The organism is Hydrogeniiclostridium mannosilyticum, assembly GCF_003268275.1.
GTDB lineage: Bacteria > Bacillota > Clostridia > Oscillospirales > Acutalibacteraceae > Hydrogeniiclostridium > Hydrogeniiclostridium mannosilyticum.
Genome location: NZ_QLYR01000005.1, coordinates 65847 through 87763, shown reverse-complemented (window position 1 = coordinate 87763; position 21917 = coordinate 65847). Strand labels below are relative to the sequence as shown.

The 21917-nt window shown below is 48.6% G+C and carries 19 protein-coding genes and 1 other annotated feature; of the genes, 8 read left to right on the top strand and 11 right to left on the bottom strand.

Translation table 11 applies throughout. The features are described 5' to 3' along the window. Positions 1-244 precede the first annotated feature (244 nt). Positions 245-1090 carry a helix-turn-helix domain-containing protein gene (locus DPQ25_RS08950; protein ID WP_112332829.1) on the bottom strand — a complete coding sequence of 282 codons (846 nt, stop codon included), beginning with the start codon at positions 1088-1090 and terminating at the stop codon, positions 245-247. A 190-nt stretch (positions 1091-1280) separates the two neighbouring features. Between DPQ25_RS08950 and DPQ25_RS08945 the strand changes: the two genes are divergently transcribed. From DPQ25_RS08945 to DPQ25_RS08930, 4 genes are all read left to right on the top strand, one after another. Then, a complete protein-coding gene (locus DPQ25_RS08945; RefSeq protein ID WP_112332828.1) occupies positions 1281-2276 on the top strand; it encodes a uroporphyrinogen decarboxylase family protein in 996 nt (331 codons plus the stop codon). A 29-nt stretch (positions 2277-2305) separates the two neighbouring features. Next, positions 2306-3352, top strand: coding sequence for a hypothetical protein (locus DPQ25_RS08940; protein WP_112332827.1), 1047 nt, complete (start codon positions 2306-2308; stop codon positions 3350-3352). Between the two features lie 455 nt (positions 3353-3807). After that, a complete protein-coding gene (locus DPQ25_RS08935; RefSeq protein WP_112332826.1) occupies positions 3808-4092 on the top strand; it encodes a DUF6110 family protein in 285 nt (94 codons plus the stop codon). A 56-nt stretch (positions 4093-4148) separates the two neighbouring features. Then, positions 4149-6239: a heavy metal translocating P-type ATPase gene (locus DPQ25_RS08930; RefSeq protein WP_112332825.1), complete on the top strand. Its 2091-nt coding sequence runs from the start codon at positions 4149-4151 to the stop codon at positions 6237-6239. 144 nt (positions 6240-6383) lie between these two features. Here DPQ25_RS08930 and DPQ25_RS08925 read toward each other — a convergent pair whose 3' ends face one another. The 8 genes from DPQ25_RS08925 to DPQ25_RS08890 form a co-directional block, all read right to left on the bottom strand. Next, entirely contained in the window at positions 6384-6890 is a 507-nt protein-coding gene (locus DPQ25_RS08925) for a hypothetical protein (RefSeq protein WP_112332824.1), read from the bottom strand. A gap of 66 nt (positions 6891-6956) precedes the next feature. Beyond that, positions 6957-7349, bottom strand: a complete 393-nt coding sequence (locus DPQ25_RS08920) for an RrF2 family transcriptional regulator (RefSeq protein WP_242978284.1) — start codon at positions 7347-7349, stop codon at positions 6957-6959. 94 nt (positions 7350-7443) lie between these two features. Continuing rightward, positions 7444-8532: an RNA polymerase sigma factor RpoD gene (gene rpoD, locus DPQ25_RS08915; RefSeq protein ID WP_177576970.1), complete on the bottom strand. Its 1089-nt coding sequence runs from the start codon at positions 8530-8532 to the stop codon at positions 7444-7446. A gap of 18 nt (positions 8533-8550) precedes the next feature. Next, positions 8551-10317 carry a DNA primase gene (dnaG, locus tag DPQ25_RS08910; RefSeq protein ID WP_112332821.1) on the bottom strand — a complete coding sequence of 589 codons (1767 nt, stop codon included), beginning with the start codon at positions 10315-10317 and terminating at the stop codon, positions 8551-8553. 66 nt (positions 10318-10383) lie between these two features. Further along, entirely contained in the window at positions 10384-11394 is a 1011-nt protein-coding gene (locus DPQ25_RS08905) for a deoxyguanosinetriphosphate triphosphohydrolase (RefSeq protein ID WP_112332820.1), read from the bottom strand. Between the two features lie 135 nt (positions 11395-11529). Continuing rightward, positions 11530-12150, bottom strand: coding sequence for a YigZ family protein (locus DPQ25_RS08900; protein WP_112332819.1), 621 nt, complete (start codon positions 12148-12150; stop codon positions 11530-11532). Positions 12151-12219: 69 nt separating this feature from the next. Further along, the gene (gene rpmE / locus DPQ25_RS08895; RefSeq protein WP_112332818.1) at positions 12220-12426 is read right to left on the bottom strand and encodes a 50S ribosomal protein L31; all 207 of its coding nucleotides are present in this window, start codon (positions 12424-12426) and stop codon (positions 12220-12222) included. Positions 12427-12521: 95 nt separating this feature from the next. Further along, on the bottom strand, positions 12522-14186 hold the full coding sequence (locus tag DPQ25_RS08890; protein WP_112332817.1) for a DUF5722 domain-containing protein: 1665 nt from the start codon (positions 14184-14186) through the stop codon (positions 12522-12524). Between the two features lie 260 nt (positions 14187-14446). Then, positions 14447-14683 (top strand) — a binding site (T-box leader). Positions 14684-14729: 46 nt separating this feature from the next. Here DPQ25_RS08890 and pheS point away from each other — a divergent pair. The 4 genes from pheS (at position 14730) to DPQ25_RS08870 (ending at position 18892) form a co-directional block, all read left to right on the top strand. Continuing rightward, complete coding sequence (pheS, locus tag DPQ25_RS08885) at positions 14730-15749, top strand: phenylalanine--tRNA ligase subunit alpha (protein ID WP_112332926.1); 1020 nt, start codon at positions 14730-14732, stop codon at positions 15747-15749. Positions 15750-15794: 45 nt separating this feature from the next. Further along, positions 15795-18185, top strand: coding sequence for a phenylalanine--tRNA ligase subunit beta (pheT, locus tag DPQ25_RS08880; RefSeq protein ID WP_112332816.1), 2391 nt, complete (start codon positions 15795-15797; stop codon positions 18183-18185). Between the two features lie 121 nt (positions 18186-18306). Next, positions 18307-18552, top strand: a complete 246-nt coding sequence (locus DPQ25_RS08875; protein ID WP_112332815.1) for an IreB family regulatory phosphoprotein — start codon at positions 18307-18309, stop codon at positions 18550-18552. A gap of 49 nt (positions 18553-18601) precedes the next feature. Then, on the top strand, positions 18602-18892 hold the full coding sequence (locus tag DPQ25_RS08870) for a hypothetical protein (RefSeq protein WP_112332814.1): 291 nt from the start codon (positions 18602-18604) through the stop codon (positions 18890-18892). Between the two features lie 280 nt (positions 18893-19172). On the opposite strand, the gene ligA is transcribed toward DPQ25_RS08870, so the two are convergent. After that, on the bottom strand, positions 19173-21155 hold the full coding sequence (gene ligA, locus DPQ25_RS08865; RefSeq protein ID WP_112332813.1) for an NAD-dependent DNA ligase LigA: 1983 nt from the start codon (positions 21153-21155) through the stop codon (positions 19173-19175). A gap of 66 nt (positions 21156-21221) precedes the next feature. After that, a complete protein-coding gene (yunB, locus tag DPQ25_RS08860) occupies positions 21222-21872 on the bottom strand; it encodes a sporulation protein YunB (protein ID WP_112332812.1) in 651 nt (216 codons plus the stop codon). Between the last annotated feature and the right edge of the window lie 45 nt (positions 21873-21917).

Here is a 21917-nt window from a genome sequence, read left to right as displayed (position 1 = left end):
TTTGTTCCTCCATTCACTTCTTATCACTCATCACATTGGCGCTGCAAATTGCGAACGCCCATAAAACTGTATGTTAAATATATCACAAACTTTTATGGATTGCAACACATTCCCTCTAAAATTTCTTTTTTCTTTACGAAAGCTTAAAAGCGTAAAAAATAAATTCAGATGTTAGCGTCCATTTTTTTACAAGGCCGTCTGTATAATGGAAAAATGCCTCGGCAGCCGGGCGGACAAGGCATTTTTACGCTTTTTCTTTTCTGCCTTCTGCACCCGAATTGCTCTTTTGTGATTTTCTTTGCTCCCTGCGGTAGTCGGACGGCGACAATCCGATTACCCTATGAAAAATAAGATGAAAAAATTTTAAATCCTGATAGCCGACCATGGTAGCAATATCCGCTACCTTTTCATTGCTGTTGGCAAGCAGCCGGCAGGCCTCCCCAATCCGGTAATTCTGTAAATATTCCTTATAACCCATCCCTACAACCCGGGTGAATTTTTGACTGAGTGCAGGAACGGTAATGTTTAACTGCCGTGCAAGTTCTGAAAGGCACAGCTTTTCGCTGGAGTGCTTCCGAACCATTTCTTTGACAAATTGGATATCCACATCTCTTTCCGCACTCTCTACCGGCAGCTGCCGCAAGGTACAGATAATCAACTCTATTAAATAGGAACGGATCATCTGCAAATAACCGGGGCCCCTTTCATGGTACTCTTGTTCCATTTTAAACAAACGTTCGCATATGATACGGTCCGGGTCATGAAAAACCGTTCCGCTATAGGGGCGGAAATTAAACCGCTCGTCAAAGTGAACCAAATAATGCTTGACAATACTGTTAAAATCACGGTACACATGCAGGGAAGAATCAATAAAGGCCGGCAAAAAAATGCAGTTGATCACCTGAGACCCCTTCCCCGCCGTGTGGTAAATATGGGGGGTATCGACATCTAAAATAAAATAATCCCCTGCGTGCGCCGTACAGGTTTTCCCGTTGCTGCTGTGCTGTACCGTTCCTTCAAGCACATAGGCCATTTCGATAAAATCATGATTATGAGCGGCAATATCCTCAGAAAGCGGATACCGCTCCATAAATATAGCGATCTCTTTACTTTGAAGTGAGTCAAAAAAGACACGCAAACCTTAAATTCCCCCCCGTAAATGATTAAAAAAGACCATCACTCTTCCCTACGTTATTCAATATAATAATAGCTGAAATAGAAAGCCCGTCAAATGAAAATTATTTTCTTAATGCTTGAAACAACAAAAAGGAGTATTGCAAATGGAGAATCTTGAGCGTTTTCAAAAAATACTGAACTTTGATAAGGATGCAGACCGAGTACCCATGGTGGAGTGGGCAGGCTGGTGGGATAAAACCCTGAACGAGTGGTGGCAGCAGGGGCTGCCGAAGGATATTGAGCTCGGGAACGGACTGAACGATTATTTCGGGCAGGACCGCCTGATGCAGTTTTGGGTGGCCCCCCGGGATGCTACTTGTCCGCAGGCCCCCTATCACGGCGCTCCCATCATCAACGACGAGGCTGAATATGAGGCTATCAAAAAGCATCTTTTTACCGACGAGATCCTCAATGAAAATTACGCACGCATCAAGGCCTTTTCGGAGGCCAACAAAAACAACGGCTTTGTTTATTGGTTTTCTCTGGAGGGGTTCTTCTGGTTCCCCCGCACGTTGTTTGGCATTGAAAACCACTTATATGCGTTTTATGATTACCCGGAGCTCATGCATCAGATGAACCAAGACCTCTGCGTTTTCAATAAAAAGGTGCTTGAAATGATTTATTCCCTCATTTCGCCCACTTTCATGACCATGGCCGAGGATATGTCCTACAACCACGGCCCCATGCTTTCCCGTGAGCTCTACGATGAGTTCATCCTTCCTTATTATAAAGAAATTGTACCGCTTGTAAAGGCCCAGGGCACAAAAGTGTTTATTGACACGGACGGAAATGTCGAGCCCCTGATTCCCTGGTTTCTCGATGCCGGCATCCAGGGCGTTTTGCCGTTGGAACGGATGGCTGGTGTGGATGTCAACCGAATCCGTGAAAATTACCCCGACTTCTTGATGATCGGCGGTTTTGACAAGACCATTATGCATAAAGGCGAGGCGGCGCTGCGGGCGGAATTTGAGCGGCTGCTGCCGGCAATTCGCTCCGGAGGTTATATTCCCGCAGTCGACCATCAAACTCCCCCGGACGTTTCCTTGGAAAATTATCATACCTACATGCGCCTGTTCCAGGAATACGGCGCTTTAAAATAATGATAACGTTTGGGTGAGGAGAAAAGGTTATGCTTCGTTTTAATTATTCCATCCGTGCACATGAATTTTTAAACGACCCGGAGCGGGCCCAGAAACTGCGCTGGATGAAGGAAGCGCATGTGTCGACGCTCTGGATCGACGGTTATTTCTTCGGGCATTACGATTCCACCTGGGAGGAAATGGTGCAGGTAAAACAGCTGCTGGAAACGGAGGGATTTGAGGCACAGGTCGTCTCAGTTCCAGTCGGGCACCCTGGTAATTCCCTGGATCCGAATGACGAGAGCCTGGACCTGAAAATCCCAGACCATTGGAGCTATCGGATCGACCGTTATGGCAAGCCCGTCCATTACTGCGCCTGCATTAACGATGCGATGATTCGCGATAACCGAGAGGCTATGCTGCGCTGGAAGGAATTGGGTGTTACACGCGTCTTTTTTGACGACGACCTGAGAATGGGAAACTGGGGCCATGAAATCACCGGGTGCTTCTGCGATTCTTGCTTGGCCGCCTTTAACGAAAAATATCGCCACCATTTTGACCGTGTGCAGCTGACAGCCAGGCTTTTTGCCGCATCCCCTTCCGAAGAGGACCATAGGCTTCAGGAGGAATGGCAGGAGGACATCTGCCAAAAGGTCAAACGCTTTTTGGTGGAAACCAAGGTTGACGGGATTCAAAGCGGCATCATGGTGATGCACGACGGCTGCCGCTACCATGGCATCGACCTGCCTCTTCTGCGGCAAGAAATTCCGGATTTACTCGTCAGGGTGGGCGAATCCCACTTCTGCGATAAGGATTTTGACGCAAGCAGCGAAAAATTATCTCTGCTGCAAAGTATCACTGCACACAGTAAACTTGCCAAAGGGCTGGAGCTATACAGCGAGAGCACCGTCTTCCCGGCAAACAGCCTGACACCCGAAAATCTCATCCACAAGATTGAGCTGGAAATTGCTGCGGGCTTGCGCAATATCTTTCTGATGTCCGGTACCTGGTTCCTTTCAGAGCCTTATTGGAAGGCCGTAAAGGAAAGCTACCCCCTGCTTTCTTATCTTGCTGAAATTTGTGACAAACAGGCTTGATAGGCCCATCAAAAGGCGCTTCCGGAAAAATCCGGAAGCGCCTTTTGGCATTGCGGCAGTCTCCGGCCGGTGAACTTTTCTCGGCCAGGAACGAAAGTATTTATTTTTATTTCAATACCGATGCAAAGCATTTGTCTGGCGTTCGCTTTCGCGGTGATGAGCCAATGAGTAAAATTTCTATTTGACAGCCCGCGGAAAGTGTCGTATAATTTATTTAGTTAGTCTCAGATAACTCTATGCTGGCATACTGTACTTTCCGGTAACGAATAACCTTATGTTCAGCGGTTATCTTGATGAACATAAAATGCGGACGGTGTAAAACCGCCGTATTCCAAATACTAAGGAGGGAATGATCATGAAGCAGCATCGTTTTTGGGCTTGGGGCGCTGTAGTCTGTATGATCATGGTGATCATCACCGGATATAAACATAAATAAAGAAAAGGAAGGGTTCGTTATGCGCATCTATTCAAAATTAGCCTGTTTTGTGGGCGGCGTTCTGTTCGGTTCTGTGGGGGTTAAGCTGCTCTCCAGTAAAGATGCTAAAAAGGTATACACACATATAACCGCCGCCGGTCTGCGTGTGAAGGATTCAGTTATGCAAACCGTTACGACCGTGCAGGAAAACACCGGGGATATCTTGGCCTCCGCAAAGGATTTAAACGAAGAACGGGCCGCAAAAGAGGCTGAGGAAAAGGCCGCTGCTCAGGTTTGTGATGAAGGCGAAAAGGCTGAGGCTTGAATAAACCACAGTAAAGGGAGCCGTTCCGCGGCTCCCTTTTCCATGGAGGATTTATTATGAATGCAGTAATTATACATGAAAGCCGCGGAAGGATTCGACTGAGGCTGAAACAAAAAAGCTTGAGCCTACAACAGGCAGATCTGCTGGAAGCATGGTTTAAAAAGCAAACCTGGGTACAGCAGGCGACGGTGCATGAGCGCACCCAATGCTTAATTTTACACTATACAGGAAGCCGCGACCAGGTGCTACAAAACCTAAAGGGCCTTACCTGGGAACAGATGGAGAGTCTCACGCTGCCATCTCACAGCAGCCGTGTATTGAATCGGGCGTTTGAGGAAAAACTGGTAGGAAAAGTAGCGATGAAAATTTTCGGCACTTTATTTCTGCCCCCACCCTTCCGAATTGCCAGGGTTTTGTTACACGCCCTCCCCTTTTTACGCCGTGGGCTGCGCTGTCTGTTCAACAGAAAAATCAAGGTTGAATTATTGGATGCGATCTCCATTGGCATCTCGGTCTTCCGTAAAGATTTTGCCACGGCCGGTTCTGTGATGTTTCTGCTGGAGCTGGGTGAGCTTTTGGAGGAATGGACAAGAAAAAAGTCGGTTCAGGATCTGGCGCAATGTATGTCCTTAAATGTAGATCGTGTATGGCTGAGCACCCCCGACGGCGAAATTTTAACCCCAATTTCTCAAATTCAGCCCGGGGATCAGGTTATCGTACGCATTGGCGGCATTGTACCGGTAGACGGGGTGGTTTCTCAGGGAGAAGCTATGGTGAATCAGGCCTCCTTGACCGGAGAATCAATTCCGGTTGCTAAACGCCCGGGAAGCTTTGTCTACGCAGGGACCACTGTGGCGGAAGGGGAATGTACCATTTGGGTCAAACAGATTTCCGGCCAAAGCCGTTACGACCAGATCGTTGCTATGATAGAGCACTCGGAGCAGCTGAAGTCAACCGCTGAAAGTAAAGCCTCCAGCCTGGCAGATAAACTGGTACCCTATACATTTGCCGGGAGCCTCCTCAGCTTTATTTTAACCCGCAATATCACTCGGGCTCTATCCGTGCTGATGGTGGACTTTTCCTGCGCTTTGAAGCTTGCCATGCCCCTGGCTGTACTCTCTGCCATGAATGAAGCCGGAAGGGAGCATATCACAGTCAAAGGCGGAAAATTCTTGGAAAAAATCGCCCAGGCAGATACGGTTATTTTTGACAAGACCGGTACGCTGACTCGCGCTTGCCCTCAGGTCGCCCAGGTTATTGCGTTTTCCGGGCGCGAGGAAAATGAAATGCTGCGATTAGCCGCCTGCTTAGAGGAGCATTTTCCCCATTCCATGGCAAATGCCGTTGTAGAAGAAGCCAAGCGCCGTGGGCTAAAGCACGAAGAGCTTCATTCAAAAGTGGATTATATTGTCGCCCACGGCATTTCCAGCCGGGTAAATCAGGAACGGGTTCTCATTGGCAGTGCACATTTTATTTTTGAAGATGAAAAGTGTACGATTTCTGCGGAGGATCAGGAGAAATTTGATAACCTCCCTCTTGAATATTCCCATCTGTATCTGGCAATCGGAGAGCAATTAGCTGCCGTCATCTGCATTACAGATCCCCTTCGTGAAGAAGCCCCGGCAGTTCTCGCCGCATTGCGCGGGCTCGGCATTCAGAAAACTGTTATGTTGACCGGAGACAGTCGGCGTACAGCCTCTGTCATTGCCGCTCGTGTAGGGGTCGATGAATTCTGTGCTGAGGTTCTTCCTGAGGGCAAGGCCAACTATGTAGCCTCTCTACGTGCGGCGGGCCACACAGTTGTTATGGTTGGCGACGGCATCAATGACTCTCCCGCACTTTCTGAAGCAGACGCGGGCATTGCTATCAGTGACGGCGCGGCTATCGCGCAGGAAATTGCCGATATTACGATTGCTGCAGAAAGCCTGTGGGAACTGGTGCGGCTACGGCAGATCTCGTTGGAGCTGATGGCGCGCATCCATGCGATCTACCGTTTTGTAATCGGATTTAATGGAGGCCTGATCGCATTGGGCGTTGCCGGAATTTTGCCGCCGTCCACATCAGCGACCCTTCACAATCTTTCAACTCTTGGCATTAGCATCCACAGTATGACTGCTCTGCCTAATAAAAAGCAACGCCCACTTTAACGCCATAATTCATTTCAGTTAATGTGTTCTTTCAGCCAAACAGCCGGGAACGGTAATACCGTTCCCGGCTGTTTGGCATTTTCATCATGCTGAAGGAAGTTTCCGCTATTTAAGCCCGAAGCTCCCATCTCAGTACAAATCAATTTACCCCGTGTAAATTTTACTGAAGCCTTTAAGAACATCTTTTTTCCTGATCTCCACCATCTTTTTTATACACGCCAATTCCATAAGATCTGGGTTAATAAATCTCATTGTCGTACGGCAGACACGATGAAACTCCCTGCCGAATATTATCTTACTCTTGCCCGGGCTGCAGCTGCCGCCGCAATTCTCGCAAAAGTCCACATGCTTCCAAGCCAGCTCCTTCATCGCTTCGTCCAGTGGAAAGTCCTTGTACCAAGCAGAGTTGCTATCATCCGACCAAACAGTAAAAGGTGCAAATTTTTCTTCGTCACCAGTACCGTTAACCAAAATGTAGCATATGTATTCACCCTGGTATTTTACCATCCAATATAATTGATCTTCCCAGTAGCCTTTTCCCGGTTCAAAGTCCATACCGTTTGTTCGCAAATATGCAACCAGTTCTTTTGCAATTTGTTGTATATCCCCATGAAGGAGCTCACCAACCACCTCTTCTATACTCTTTTCCATCACCTTTCCCATCCTTGTTATATGTATAGATAAAAACAATTGATAACTTTTGCAACAATTACAGTTCTATATTTTCTCCTCTGGCAAAGCGAAGGTATAAGCGTCCAATTCATCCCGGACCATCTGAGAAATTTTATGATATACCCTGTGAAAGCGGCAGCTTTCCGCATAGCCACAGGGTGAATCATCCTTTTGACAGCGGTTGATTACATAGGGGCCCTCCACTGCTTCAATCACCTCGCGCAATGTTATTTTACCCGGCGATCGGGAGAGCTGGTAGCCTCCCCTTGCCCCTTTATAGGATTGAACAATACCGCCGTCAACAAGCTTTCTCAAAATTTTAAGGGTAAAACGCAACGGTACCTGCGTTTGCTCAGAAATTGTATGAGCTCCTGTCTTTTCCTTACAAGAGGCGAGAAAATCGACAAAACGAACCGCATAATCCGCCTCCAATGTCATATGCAACGCTTTGACCCTCCTATTCATCGCCCTTCATGGTAATCCTGTTCCCACCGGCACAGGATTCACGCGTTCTCAAAAAGCCTCTCATGCGTCAATCAAGAAAGTCCTTCAGCTTTTTGCTTCTGCTGGGATGGCGGAGCTTTCTCAGTGCCTTCGCTTCAATCTGGCGGATTCTCTCGCGCGTAACATTAAACTCCTTGCCTACCTCTTCTAGGGTACGGGAACGGCCGTCCTCCAGGCCGAAACGAAGCCGGAGTACCTTTTCCTCCCGCGGGGTAAGCGTGTCCAAAACATCCGCCAGCTGTTCCTTTAGCAATGTATGAGAAGCTGCATCCTGCGGCGCCGGCGCCTCGTCATCCGGAATAAAATCTCCCAAATGGCTGTCTTCCTCTTCGCCGATCGGAGTCTCAAGCGACACCGGCTCCTGGGCTACCCGCATAATTTCGCGCACCTTGTCAACCGGCATATCCAGTTCCTCGGAGATCTCGTCGGCGGAAGGCTCGTGCCCGTTTGTGTGCAGAAGCTGGCTTGAAACCTTTTTAACCTTGTTTATGGTTTCCACCATATGCACTGGTATCCGAATGGTTCTGGCTTGATCTGCAATTGCACGGGTAATGGCTTGACGAATCCACCACGTTGCATAAGTAGAAAATTTAAAGCCCTTTGTGTAGTCAAATTTTTCAACGGCCTTAATCAAGCCCAGGTTTCCCTCCTGAATCAGGTCCAGAAATTGCATACCGCGGCCCAAATACCGTTTCGCAATACTGACCACCAAGCGCAAGTTTGCCTCTGAAAGCCTTTTCTTAGCGGCTTCGTCGCCATCATTAATGCGCAGTGCTAAGTTGATCTCCTCCTCTGGCGTCAGCAGCGGCACACGGCCGATTTCCTTTAAGTAAACCTTAACCGGGTCGTCAATGGCAATTCCGTCTGTATTTAAGGCGTTTTCAAGATCTTCCTCATCTTCTTCCTGGGCCAGAAATTCCAAGTCAGCTAACTGGATATCATTAAAATCCTCTATAATTTCAACACCCTGCGACTCCAAGGTGTCATAAAATTTTTCTATTTGTTCAGGCTCGAAGTCCAATTCCCCTATCGCATCCAGAATCTCTTTGGTAGATAGCTGCCCCTTGGCCTTTCCCTGTTCTATTAAATCTCTAATTACTGTTTTTTTATCCGGCATACCCATTTTATCGTCCCCTTATTTTTTTTGAGCTTTCAAACGATCCAAATATTGCTGTATATCCTGAGTACGTAATGCTTCCGCATGTAAAACGCTCTCTTTTTCTTTTTCCTGCAAAATTACCTGTATAAATTCATCTACGGCTTGTGGTGAAAAATCATTATTCGCATAAGCGGCAATCATTTTCGCAATCGCAGACAATTCATCGGGGGAAAAATCCGCCGAAAGGTCTGTAAGGTTAATTTCCTTTCCACCACTCAGTTTTCCCAAAAGGGCCTCATATACACGGCTGTTAAACGACGTTACGAACTTGTTCGACGGCAGCTTTCCCGAAACTTCTTTCCCAACCTCTGGGAAACGCAGTAAATAGGCAATTAAGGCCTCTTCTGCCGTAGCTGCCCGCAAATGCTTATATTTTTCCGGGTTAACCGTGTCCTTCAGTCCAACGGCCTGCTGCTGAAATTCCCTAAACTCCTTTTGCTCTCGTGTTTTTTCCTGTCTGGCGCGCTTTTTCCGAACTTGACTGAGAATAGAGTCTTTAGCCACGCCGGTCTCTTCTGCCAACCGGCCTGCATAGATGTCTCGTTCGATGTCACTATCCAGCGATGCCAAAATATCAACCGCGCCTGTCAGATAAGCAACCCTACCCTCTGGCATCTCCAGATTACACTCATTTCTAACCTTGGATATCCGGTATTCGATATCGTTTCCGCTTCTGGTCAAAAGCTGCCTAAAACGTGCGCTCCCCTGCTCGCCATAAGAACGGATATATTCATCCGGGTCTTTGCCATTCGGTATGTTTAGTACCCGGACCTCCAGACCTGCATTTCTTAATAATGGAATGGCCCGTGCCGTTGCCTTTTGACCGGCGGCATCGGCATCATAGCAGATAACTACCTCTTTCGCATATTTTGCCATTAAATGGGCCTGCTCCGGCGTCAGCGACGTGCCCAGTGACGCGACGGCGTTGGTAAACCCGGCCTGATGAAGCGAAATAACATCCATGTTTCCTTCCGCCAGAATCAACTGTCCATCGGCATTGTTTTTGGCAAAGTTCATTGCAAAAAGCCCGTTGCTTTTATGAAACACTAGGGTTTCAGAGGTATTCAGGTATTTGGGCTTGACATCGGTGAGTACTCTGCCGCTGAAGCCAATAACATTGCCGCGCAGGTCGATGATGGGAAACATCACTCTGGCGGAAAAACGGTCGACCGGCGCGCCGCTTCTTCCCTGAAAGGCTACGTTCGCCTGAATCAGTTCATTTGCCGTATATCCCTTCTGTTGTAGATAGGACACCAGCGTTTTGCGGTTCTCCGGCGCATAGCCAAGTCCAAAGTGTTTAATGGTATGTAACGATAACCCCCGGCCCGTCAAATAATCCAACCCGGCTTTTCCCGCCGGCTGCATCAGCTGCCTGTGAAAAAAGCGGGCCGTTTCACGGTTGATCTCCAAAACCTTGGTCCGCAGTGAGGACAAGCCTCTATCCACATCGTTTTCTGGCACCTGAAGGCCGGAACGGTCTGCCAGAAAACGGACAGCCTCCATATAGTCCAGGTTCTCAATCCTGCGGATAAAGGTAATGACATCTCCGCCTACTCCACAGCCAAAGCAGTAAAACGATCCGTTTTCAGGATAAACATTAAAAGATGGGGTCTTTTCGCCATGAAAGGGGCACAGCCCCACCATATTTCTGCCGGAACGACGCAAATTTACGTAACTGGAAACGACGTCCGTAAGGTCATTCCTTACTTTCAGTTCCTGCAAAAAGGCATCAGGCAATGGCACAGAGATTCCCCCTCTCTAAAAATAAACGCTTTAATTGTTCTTAGCCCCCGCGCGCCCTGTTCCTGTCTATACAGTCATTGGCATGCCATTCCATGAACGCGGGACGTAAAGCATCTCGAACAGCTGAACCGCATATTGATCCGTCATACCGGCAATATAATCGCAGGCCGCCTGTTCACAGCCCTCCTGCCCGGCGATACGGCGAAATGGCTCCGGCAAATGATCCGGATCCTTCATATAACGATAGAGCACCTCTATCAAATTGGGCACTTTTACTTCTTCCTTTTTGGCGCTGGGATTGGTATAAACAGAAGAAAACATGAAAGCGTGCAGGCGGTCAAACGCGGTCTGAACATTTTCCGCCAAGGCAATCGCTCCGCTCTGACTATTTTGATAAGCGGACTCCACCAACGTATTAATACGCTGCGATTTACTTGCCCCCAATACAGCGGTGATTTCCCGGGGAATTTCCTGCTCATCCAACACGCCGGCGCGCTCCGCATCCTCAATGTCATGATTGATATAGGCGATTCTGTCTGCCAGGCGAACAATCCGTCCTTCCAATGTAAAGGCCTCCTGCCCGCAGGTGTGGCAGTAAATTCCATCCAACACCTCTTCCGTCAAGTTCAGCCCTCGGCCATTTTTTTCAAGTTTTTCGACTACCCGTACACTTTGCTCGTAATGGCGGAAGCCCTTAGGGTTCAACTGGTTGAGAGCCCGTTCTCCCGCATGGCCAAAAGGCGTATGGCCCAGATCATGCGCCAAGGCGATGGCTTCTGTCAAATCCTCGTTCAATAAGAGCGCGCGGGCAATTGTTCTCGCAATTTGCGAAACCTCAAGCGTATGCGTCAACCTGGTACGGTAATGGTCCCCCTCCGGCGAAAGAAAAACCTGCGTTTTATGCTTGAGGCGGCGAAAGGATTTACAGTGAATGATGCGATCTCGATCACGCTGAAAAACAGTGCGCAGCTCGTCCTCATCTTCAGGGCGGCGGCGCCCTCTACTTTTGCTTGAAAGGGCGGCAAAAGGCGACAATATCCTGCTTTCGGTCTCTTGTGTACGTTCGCGGACAGTCATGTTAACCCCTCCTAACACAAGCTTTTCTGAGACGATTTCGGCCAACGGCGAAAAAACCTTCTATAAAATATATATGTAAAAATGAGCAAAAGTCCTTTGTTTAGGCCACAAAATTATTTGAAAACCGCTTGTTCGTCACTTTTTGTAGTATGCCTCTGAGAACTTCTCAACACTACAGGCGCCACTGGTTGCATCTGCAAGTCTCTTTGCAAAATAATCTAAAACTGCCTCGTCCATGTGGAAGGTCAACGAAACATTTTCCAGAAACGCTGTATCATCTATCACTCCATCACACTCCGGAATTAAGGCCGAGACTCGTCCATACTGATTATAAGTACAAGTAACACGGCAGCAAGCACAAAGGGACATGGTAACAACACCGGCTTCCGCAACCGCCATAGAGGCACTTTTTGAATATGCGCGCACCAGTCCGCCGGCCCCCAGTAAAACACCGCCAAAATAACGGGTAACGACAAGCAGACAATCCGTAATATCCGGCTTGCTCAGAACCTCTAAAACAGGTTTTCCCGCCGTACCCTGAGGCTCCCCATCATCGGAAAAACGGCGAAGCTGGCCCTCGCGCAAGGCGTAGGCGTAGACATTGTGGGTTGCGTCCCAATATTGACTCTTAAGCTCGGCAAGGCAGCGAAGTGCTTCATCTTCGCTCTCGACATGCCTTACGGTGCCGATAAAACGGGAACGCTTTTCTACAAATTCCGTACTCAAGTCCTGAATGACCGTTTTATAATCTTTCATATATGAACTCCAAAAAGGCGGCGCATAATTGTTATGCGCCGCCTACCCAATCTGAAGAGGATGAACTGATTATTTGCTTTCGATGCCGTAACGCTTTTTGAACATGTCAACACGTCCGCTGGTATCTACGAGCTTCTGCTTACCCGTGAAGAACGGATGGCACTTGGAGCAAATTTCGACACGGATATCCTTTTTCGTCGATCTGGTAGGAATGACGTTCCCACAAGCGCAGGTAATATTGGTCTCTTCATACTTAGGATGAATATTCTGTTTCACTGTTGTCACCTCTTTCAGCTAACACTACAAATATAACAGATTGATTTTAACATATAAATTACAAAAAAGCAAGAGCTTTTTTGCTTTTTCAGGAATCAGTGGTCGAAGTTAGAGACCGGAGCCTCCTCTTTTTTGTTCCCTTTGCGGCGGTTCCCCTGTCCGGGCAGGTGCAGGCCACCATCGGCGCCAGCAGGTTTTTCAGTTACCGCGGGCGGGTTCAGCATATAATCAAATAGTTCTTCCCCAATAAACGCGCGCGCCTCCGCCACCCGGTCCTCTTCGCGCGCCGTGTCCATATCCGCAATGGCATCACAGATAGGTTTTCTATCCCCGATGACATCCAGGCCTTCCTGGAGGAAATCCTTTCCTCCATAGCGGCGGATCCCGAGGTTTAGGCCAAACTCACCGGGATTATCACAATAGTTATGGTGCAGGAACAAATCGATGGTACCAAGTTTTTTCATTTTTTGATAGGCCAGCACATAGCCGTACATCCCCTGCTTTTCGGTGTAAGGAGCGTCGTCACGGCTGTTAAAGCCTTGCTCAGGCAATATGATCCGGCGGGGCTTTCCTTTGTAAAGCAGGTGCTCTTGGGCAAGATAAGCCGGCATAACCTCCAGGTTTTTAAATGTGATGCGCCTGGTTTCAAATGTCCAGTTTGGTTCTCTGTCATTCCAGAAATCCGGGAACGACAGGTTCTCCGGATAGGGATGGAAAGCGATGTTCCAGGGGAAATCGCCGTCCCGCTGGCAATTTTTCCAAATTTCATCAATACACTCCCTAATCCCATAAAACCGTTTGGGTTCACTGGGCATATGGGAACCGTTAAAATACTGGTCAAAAGAAGTATGAACGCGGAAGTTTTCCCAATATTTCTGTGAGAGCAGCCAGCAGATGCGCATAACCTCGGTATATTCCCGCATGTACTCGGCGCAGGTCATCTCGCCAGCATTCCCCCAGATATACTGGCTGGTGACCTCGTTACCCACCTCGAAGGAAATTGCCCAGCCATATTTTTTATCCGGCCGGGTATAGCGGGCTAAGAGAAAATCCGTACAGGCACAGAAATAATTGAAGCCTTCCTCCGTGCGCAGATTAAAAGCCCCCATATAAGCGGAGGGGTAATCATAATCATAGTCGGGATGCTGTATGATGTCTACAATCTCCTGGTCGCTTTGTTCCCCAAGAAAAAAAGAACTGTTGATATAGCGCATGACCGCAGGGATGTTCCTCTGTGCCAGAGGAATCAACTGCTCTTCGGTCTTTTGCAGCACCGTTCGGTTAAAATAATAAGTTTTTCCGTTATATTCATAAGGAAGCGCGTTTTCACCCGGATGCATAAGCATTAACGCAGCCTGGTTAGGGCCGAAGCAGGTCTGCGAAAATCCCAGCTCCTCAAAATCCGCCATCACAGCCCCGCTGTTAATTGCTTTAATCGGCAAAGTGGGATATGGTTCGTGGCTTGCAGAGGCCGCATGGTCAAACTCCGTGACATAACAGACCCCTTCTAACTGTTCCGGTGCAAATACCTCAAAGCGGCACAGCAGCAGATCGTATCCATCAGCATAACGTGAAAACTCAGCCTGCCCCTCCGCCGCGGAAACTGTATATGAAGCCACTACGCGCCCCGGCACAAAGCCGGGATCGTCCTTCCCGCAGACCAACGGCACCTGTGCGTTTACCGTCAGCGATTTGCCGTCGCAGCCCTCTAGCAGCAACCGGATTTTGTCCTTATGCGCTACAATCGCTCTAATTTTCATAGCTTCTCCCCCTTCACGTAAAGCAGCGGGCCCGATAATTTAGCAGTTTTCCGCTCAGAAAGCTAGATGCTTTCCCACTGGGGCCGCGGCTTTTTATAAACAACTTCTTTATAGCATTACAGGCTGTAAAAGTCAATAAGATTTTAGTCTTTGATAAAATTAAACATCACTTGGTTCGCCCATTATACTTTGAGTGATCTCTTTTATAAAGAAATCCTTGAAAAACAAATGATAATATGATAATATTTTAGTCATATAAGTTAAACGCGATGAAAAAGGAAGTACCTCTTGAAAACCAGCGCAGAGAAAGTATGCCGCCGGCTGTAAGCATACTGTGGCGGAAAAGAGCGAAGTTCCCTTTTGAGCGGTGCGGCTGAATCTTCACGGGTATTTAGTAGGCTGCAACGGTTGGCAGCGTTATGAGGCCACAGAGGTGTTTCGGTATAAGTCGAGACATAAATTAGGGTGGTACCACGAAGTGCGCTTTCGTCCCTTGGGGATGAAGGCGTTTTTTATTTTGAAAATTTAGAAAGGATGATTTTTGTGAGACAAGAGCTAGAAGCAATCCGGATGCAGGCTTCTCAGGAACTGAAGCAGGCAGCCGAGCAGAAAGCTTTGGAAAACCTGCGCATCAAATATCTGGGGAAAAAGGGTGAGCTGACCGCTATTTTAAAGAAAATGGGCAGCCTTTCCCCGGAGGAGCGCCCCGTCATCGGCCAGCTGGCCAATGATGTCCGCTCCTTTCTGGAGGATGAGCTGACACAGCGGGCCCGCGAGCTCAGGGAGGCCGAGCTGCAAAACCGGCTGGAAAACGAGCGGATTGACGTCACACTGCCGGGGCAAAAACGCGAGCTCGGCGCGCAGCATCCACTCAGCATCGTGCTTGAAGAAATTAAAGAAATTTTTGTAGGCATGGGCTTTGATATTGTTGAAGGCCCCGAGGTCGAATATGACTACTATAACTTCGAGGCCCTGAATATTCCCAAAAACCACCCCTCCAGAGATACACAGGACACTTTTTATATCAATGACAATATTCTGCTGCGCACACAAACCTCTCCGGTGCAGGTCCGCGTAATGGAAAAGGAGAAGCCGCCAATCCGCATTATTTCCCCTGGACGCGTTTACCGTTCCGACACGCCGGATGCCACGCACTCCCCTCTGTTTCACCAGATCGAGGGCCTTGTCGTTGACAAGGGGGTTACGTTTGCTGACCTGAAGGGCACTCAAGAGGCTTTTGTCAAAAGGCTGTATGGAAATGACTCCGTGGTGCGCTTCCGCCCGCACCACTTCCCTTTCACAGAGCCTTCAGCAGAGGTGGACACCCAATGCTTTATGTGCCATGGTAAAGGCTGCCGCCTCTGCAAAGGGGAAGGCTGGATTGAGCTTTGGGGCTGCGGCATGGTGCATCCCAAGGTTCTGGCAAACTGCGGCATCGACCCGGAGGTTTACAGCGGTTTTGCCTTTGGTATGGGCCTCGAGCGCCTTGTGATGAGAAAATACGGCATCGATGATCTCCGGCTGTTCTATGAAAATGACGTCCGGTTTCTGAAACAATTTTAATAAAAACATTGATATATTACTTGTAAAGAAAGCGTGGTATTAAAAATGGATCTTTCCATGAAATGGTTGAAAGAATTCGTAGATATAGGCGAAATGCCGATGCGTTCTTTTACGGAGGCAATCACCATGAGCGGCTCCAAAGTCGAGGGCTGGGAGACAGAAGGCAGTGAGATCGACAACGTTGTGACAGCTCAAGTTGTTTCACTGGAACGCCACCCCGACTCCGATCATCTCTGGATCTGCCAGGTTGATATTGGCACAGGCGATCCGGTCCAGATTGTCACCGGCGCACAAAACCTGAAGGCCGGCGATGTTGTCCCTGCTGCTTTAAATAATTCCCGGCTCCCCGGCGGCGTTAAAATCAAAAAAGGAAAGCTGCGCGGAATTGAAAGCAACGGCATGTTGTGCAGCCTGGGTGAACTTGGCCTGACAAAACATGATTTTCCCTCTGCCATTGAGGACGGTATTTTTGTATTGACCGAGGCGGACGGCTGTGACCTGACCCTGGGCCGTCCTATTCAAAAGGCAATTGGACTAGATGACACTGTCGTTGAATTTGAGATTACCTCCAACCGGCCGGACTGCTTCTCTGTTATTGGCCTTGCGCGCGAGGCCTCTGCTACCTTCCAAAAGCCGCTGTCGCTGCACACTCCTGTGGTAAAGGCTGGACACGGCGATTGTACCCATATGCTGGACATTCAAATAGAGGAAACCGATCTCTGCTCCATCTACTCCGCCCGGGTTGTCAAAAATGTCCGTGTCAAGCCCTCTCCCCGCTGGATGCGCGAGCGCTTGCGCGCCCTGGGCGTCCGTCCAATCAATAATATCGTTGACATCACCAACTATGTTATGCTCGAATACGGCCAGCCCATGCACGCATTTGATATCCGTTTTATTGCCGGCGGTAAAATCCGGGTACGCAAAGCGCAAGCGGGTGAAACCATTACCACACTCGACGGTGTAGACCGGACTTTGACGTCAAAGCAGCTGGTTATAGCCGATGCCGAAAAGCCTATTGCTATCGCTGGCGTTATGGGCGGCGAGTTCAGTGGAATTATGGACGACACCACCACCGTTGTTTTTGAATCTGCTTGCTTCGACGGCGCCTCCGTCCGTACAACGGCAAGGGACCAAGGAATGCGCACAGATGCCTCCTCCCGCTATGAAAAGGGCCTTGACCCCAACAACTGCCTTCCCGCCCTTGAGCGCGCCTGCGAGCTGGTTGAACTGCTCGATGCCGGAGATGTTATGGACGGGGTTCTGATGGACAACCACTCCTCCAGCGATCGCCGCAGAATCCACCTGGATGCCAGTTGGGTGAACGGTTTTCTGAACACCCAGCTTTCGCTGGAGGAAATGAAAGCCATTTTAACCAGACTGGACTGTAGGTTCGACGGAGAGGATATCCTCGTCCCGACCTTCCGCCCCGACCTTGAGCACAAGGCCGACATTGCCGAAGAGATCATACGCTTTTACGGCTACAACAACGTTGAAGGAACACAGCTTTCCGGCGGCGCGCAGGGAAAATACACGCCCCGCCAGAAATTCGACCAGGTAATCCACCGCACGATGCTGGCACTTGGCGCCAGTGAAATTATGACCTATTCCTTCATCAGTCCGAAATACTACGATAAAATCAATTTGCCGAAGGGGGACCCGCTGCGTAAATCTGTAACAATTTCCAACCCTCTCGGTGAAGATACCAGTGTGATGCGTACCACTGCCCTGCCCTCTATGATGGAAATTTTGGCCCGCAATTATAACAACCGCAACGAGGCCGCCTGCCTTTTTGAACTCGCCAGCGAGTATGTTCCGACGGAGCCCGATCAATTACCGTTGGAGAAGACAACCCTCGTCGCCGGCATGTATGGAAACAACGCCGATTTCTTCGCCGCCAAGGGTATGGCAGAGCAGCTTTTAGCAGCCCTTAATGTAACCGGTTGGGACATTAAAGCTACTGCTGAGAGCCCTTCTTACCACCCGGGACGCTGTGCGGTTTTGACGCTGGACAACCAAACGCTTGGGACTATTGGTGAAATCCACCCCAAGGTAATGGAGAATTACGGTATTAATGAGCGCTTTTACTGCTTTACACTGGATGCCGACCTGATGTTCCGAAAGGCAAATGCGGAAAAAATGTATACCCCCCTCCCTAAGTTCCCGGCTGTTACCCGTGACCTCGCATTGGTATGCGACGACAGCATCCCCGTGCTCACACTGGAAAAAGCAATCATTCGGGGCGCTGGAAGCCTTTTGGAAAATATTAAGCTGTTCGACGTATATAAAGGCGAACAAATTGAAAAGAATAAAAAGAGTGTCGCCTTCAGCATTTTGCTGCGTTCCAAGGACAGCACACTGACAGAGGAGCAAACAACCGCGGCTATGAAAAAAGTGTTTAAAGAACTTGAAACGGTGGGCGCGGCTCTGCGTTCCTGATTTTTTTGCGGCCGCAGATAGAAAATTCCCTTGAATTTATTCGCTCCATGATGTATGATAAGAAATAAGTGTTATATTTGAGTTGCGTTCTTTTTTCGCAATACAGCTGGAGGTGTTTGGATTGCTGGATAAAACGATTACTTTTTCTCTTGGAAACGACCGGGAAAACGACATTAAAAAAATGCTTACCATTGTTTATGATGCATTGAAAGAGAAGGGCTATAACCCTATTAATCAAATTGTCGGGTATATTCTGTCAGAGGATCCAACCTATATTACAACCCATAACAATGCCCGCAGCTTAATTCGGAAAATTGACCGCGATGAGCTCATGCAGGTTCTATTAAAATCCTATTTGGGCGATTAAGCCTTGCGTACGCATATTGGAAGTCGAATGGAAGGAGAGCAACATCACAATGAATAGCGCTAAAAGCACCTTTCCTACTTATAAGGGAAAACCTTTGGTTCGCTGCGGAAATACGATCTATTATGGGAGTATGAAGGATAAGTACGTTGTTAAGCTGGAAATAAAAAGTAAAAAAACAGTAAAAAACCTTGAGGTGGCTGACAAAGTTACCGTACAGCTTATGTATACGGATGCCAATATTCTTTCCCGTAAGCAGATTGTAAAAACAAGCGAAAAGAGCGGCCTTTATCTTGCAATGGATATTGCAGATGCATGGTTAACAAGGGCGTTGGCAGAATAAGCTGAATCTATATGCCGTAAAGAAAAACGGCTCTTTAGCAGGTTTTTGTAAAGCAGTATAATGTGATAAACGCAGGGGCGGCATGCCGGAAGGCTCATGCCGCCCCTGCGCCGGTAAGCCGGCCAAAGAATTTGCCAGCCAATGAATGACCATTGAATAGTCTAGTTAATACTTGCTGCCTCGATATTCCGGACTGGCCGTCCCCTTATAAAAGAAGAACAGGCGCTTTTACGCCTGTTCTTCTTTTATATTATCACAGCTCAACATGGCCGCTACCACTTTATTCCTCTGCCAGCGTCAGAAGTTCCGACTCTGTAAGAATTTGAATACCGAGCTGATTGGCCTTGGTCAATTTGCTGCCGGCTTCTTCACCTGCTACGACATAATCTGTCTTTTTAGAAACGCTGGCAGAAACTTTTCCTCCTAGCTTTTCAATAAGAGCGGCTGCCTCTTTTCGGCTTAAATTCGGCAGGGTTCCCGTCAATACAAATATTTTCCCCCTAAAACGGCCATCCTCTATGGTAAGCTGGGTCTCCATATTTACGCCCACAGCCTTCATCCTCTCAATCAGCTTATGAGTGTTTTCCTGCTTCAAGGAATCCCGCAAGCTTTCCGCCATGATTCCTCCGATTCCATCAATAGCGGCAATTTCTTCCGCTGTAGCCGCCAGCAGCCCTTCCATGCTCCGAAAGGTCATTGCCAGCAATTTAGCGGCCTTCAAACCAATATGCGGAATCCCCAGCGCGAATATCAGCCGGTATAAATCATTCTGCTTCGTTTTCTCAATTGCATGAATCAGGTTTTGGGAGCTCTTTTCCCCCATACGCTCCAGTTCTACCAGTTGTTCCAATGTCAACGTGTAGAGATCGGCCGCGGACGACAGCAGCCCCTTATTAAGCAGTTGCTCCAGCACTGCGGGTCCCAGGCCGTCAATATCCATTGCATCCCGGCTTGCAAAATGGATCAGGTGACGTAAAAGCTGCGCGGGGCACTCCGGGTTCATACAGCGCAGGGCTGCCTCCCCTTCCTCTCGTTTGACAGGAGCTCCACAAGAAGGGCAACGATCTGGCATTACAAAGGGAACGGAATCTGTGCCGTGCCTCAGTACAGAAACAACCTCGGGAATAATCTCACCTGCTTTGCGCAGGATCACCACGGAGCCAACCCGAATATCCTTTTCCTTAATAAAATCCTCATTATGAAGCGTTGCCCGGCTTACAGTGGTTCCCGCCAGCTCGACAGGCTCAAAAATACCGGTTGGCGTTAATACACCGGTACGTCCGACATTGATCTCAATGTCCAGCAGCGTGGTTTCTTTTTCCTCCGGCGGGTATTTAAAGGCCTCAGCCCAGCGTGGGAACTTGGCTGTACTGCCCAAAAGCTCCCGCTGAGCAAAATCATTGACCTTAACGACGGCGCCGTCAATGGAATAATCCAGCTTACCGCGAAGCTCCCCTATTTGGCGAATCTGCTCCAGCGCCTCATCGATTGTCCTGCAAAGCGAATAATGCGGCGATACCGTGAAGCCCAGCTCCTGCAAAAACTGGAGCGACTCTGCATGACTGCCGAAATCGGCGCCGGAAGCCTGTTGAATATTAAAAACAAAGATATCCAGCTTTCTCGATGCCGTTATTCGCGAATCTTTTTGGCGCAAGGAGCCCGCCGCCGCATTCCGAGGATTTTTAAAGGGCTTCTCGTCGTTCAGCTCTTGACGTTCACAGAGCTCCAGGAAGCTCTGGTGCGACATGTAAACCTCCCCACGAACTTCAATAAACGGCAGCTGGGTCTTCAGCCTTTTAGGCACTGTACGGATTGTACGCAAATTCTCTGTAACATCTTCCCCGACTAATCCATCCCCGCGGGTGGATCCTCTCACAAATTCACCGTCGCGGTATTCCAAAGAGACCGACAGGCCATCAAATTTGGGTTCAACAACGTAAAGCGGGTCCTGAACCGCCTCCCGTACCTTTCTGTCAAAATCCAGCATTTCCTCCTCGGAAAACGAGTCGTGCAGACTCTCCATAGGTACCTCATGCACAACCGGCGCAAAAGTGTTTACCGCCGGCCCGCCGATTTTCTGTGTTGGAGAATCCTCTGTTACAAGTTCCGGATATTGCGCCTCCAGATTTTGCAGGCGCAAATAGAGCATGTCATACTCATAATCATCAATTTCCGGGTTATCCTCGACATAGTATCGTTGATTGTGGTAAGCGATCTGCTTTCGCAGGGCTGCTATTTCTTGTTCTGCCTGTCTTTTTTCCAATTTAATTCACCTGCATCCTGCCCAAATTAGTCTATTCCTCCGTAGTGTGTGTGATCCTCCTGAGTTTTATGAGCCCGTCAACGAAGACAAATTTGCAATAATGTCCGGCACCTCTCCAACAATGACTGTTTCTGCTACAGGAATATCCGTATCCACGTCAACCGTTCCGTCGATCCCTGGAATAAAAGTATAAAGCTGAAGATGAATCTTCAGGGTAATCCTATGTTTTGTCTGATTGATGCCTGCCGACTCAAACTGGCTTTCAAAATCTGCCGCCGCATTCCCCGCAAGGGTAACGCGCAGAGGAACCTCCGGGCCTCGCCCATGAAGAAACTCGCTGCCGGTTAGCGTTCCAATAGGAATGCCAATCTCCTGATGGCTATAGGCGCTTAGGTTGTTCTGTATTTTAGTCAGCAGGCTGGATTTCAGCTCATTCATCCGAACGATATTTGTAGTGATCGCCAAGATGTTCCCCGCATCATCACGCTGAACATCTACCAGGTCACTGTATGTAATATCCCCTGTTTCCAGTTCCTGTAAAACGGTCTCCTGAATAGTCTGCATTGCGCTTACACGGGCCTCATTTTCACTGACCGCCTCCATAATTGGTTTCAGGCTTTTATCCATAATAAACAGCATTATCCCCAGCAGGATCAGCGTAAAAATAAACTTCCACTGTACCTTCACACGGCGCGGACGCCTCCAACGCCTTCTCATCGAAATCCCCCCATTCCTTTTTATACTACTCCGGGGAATTTCTTT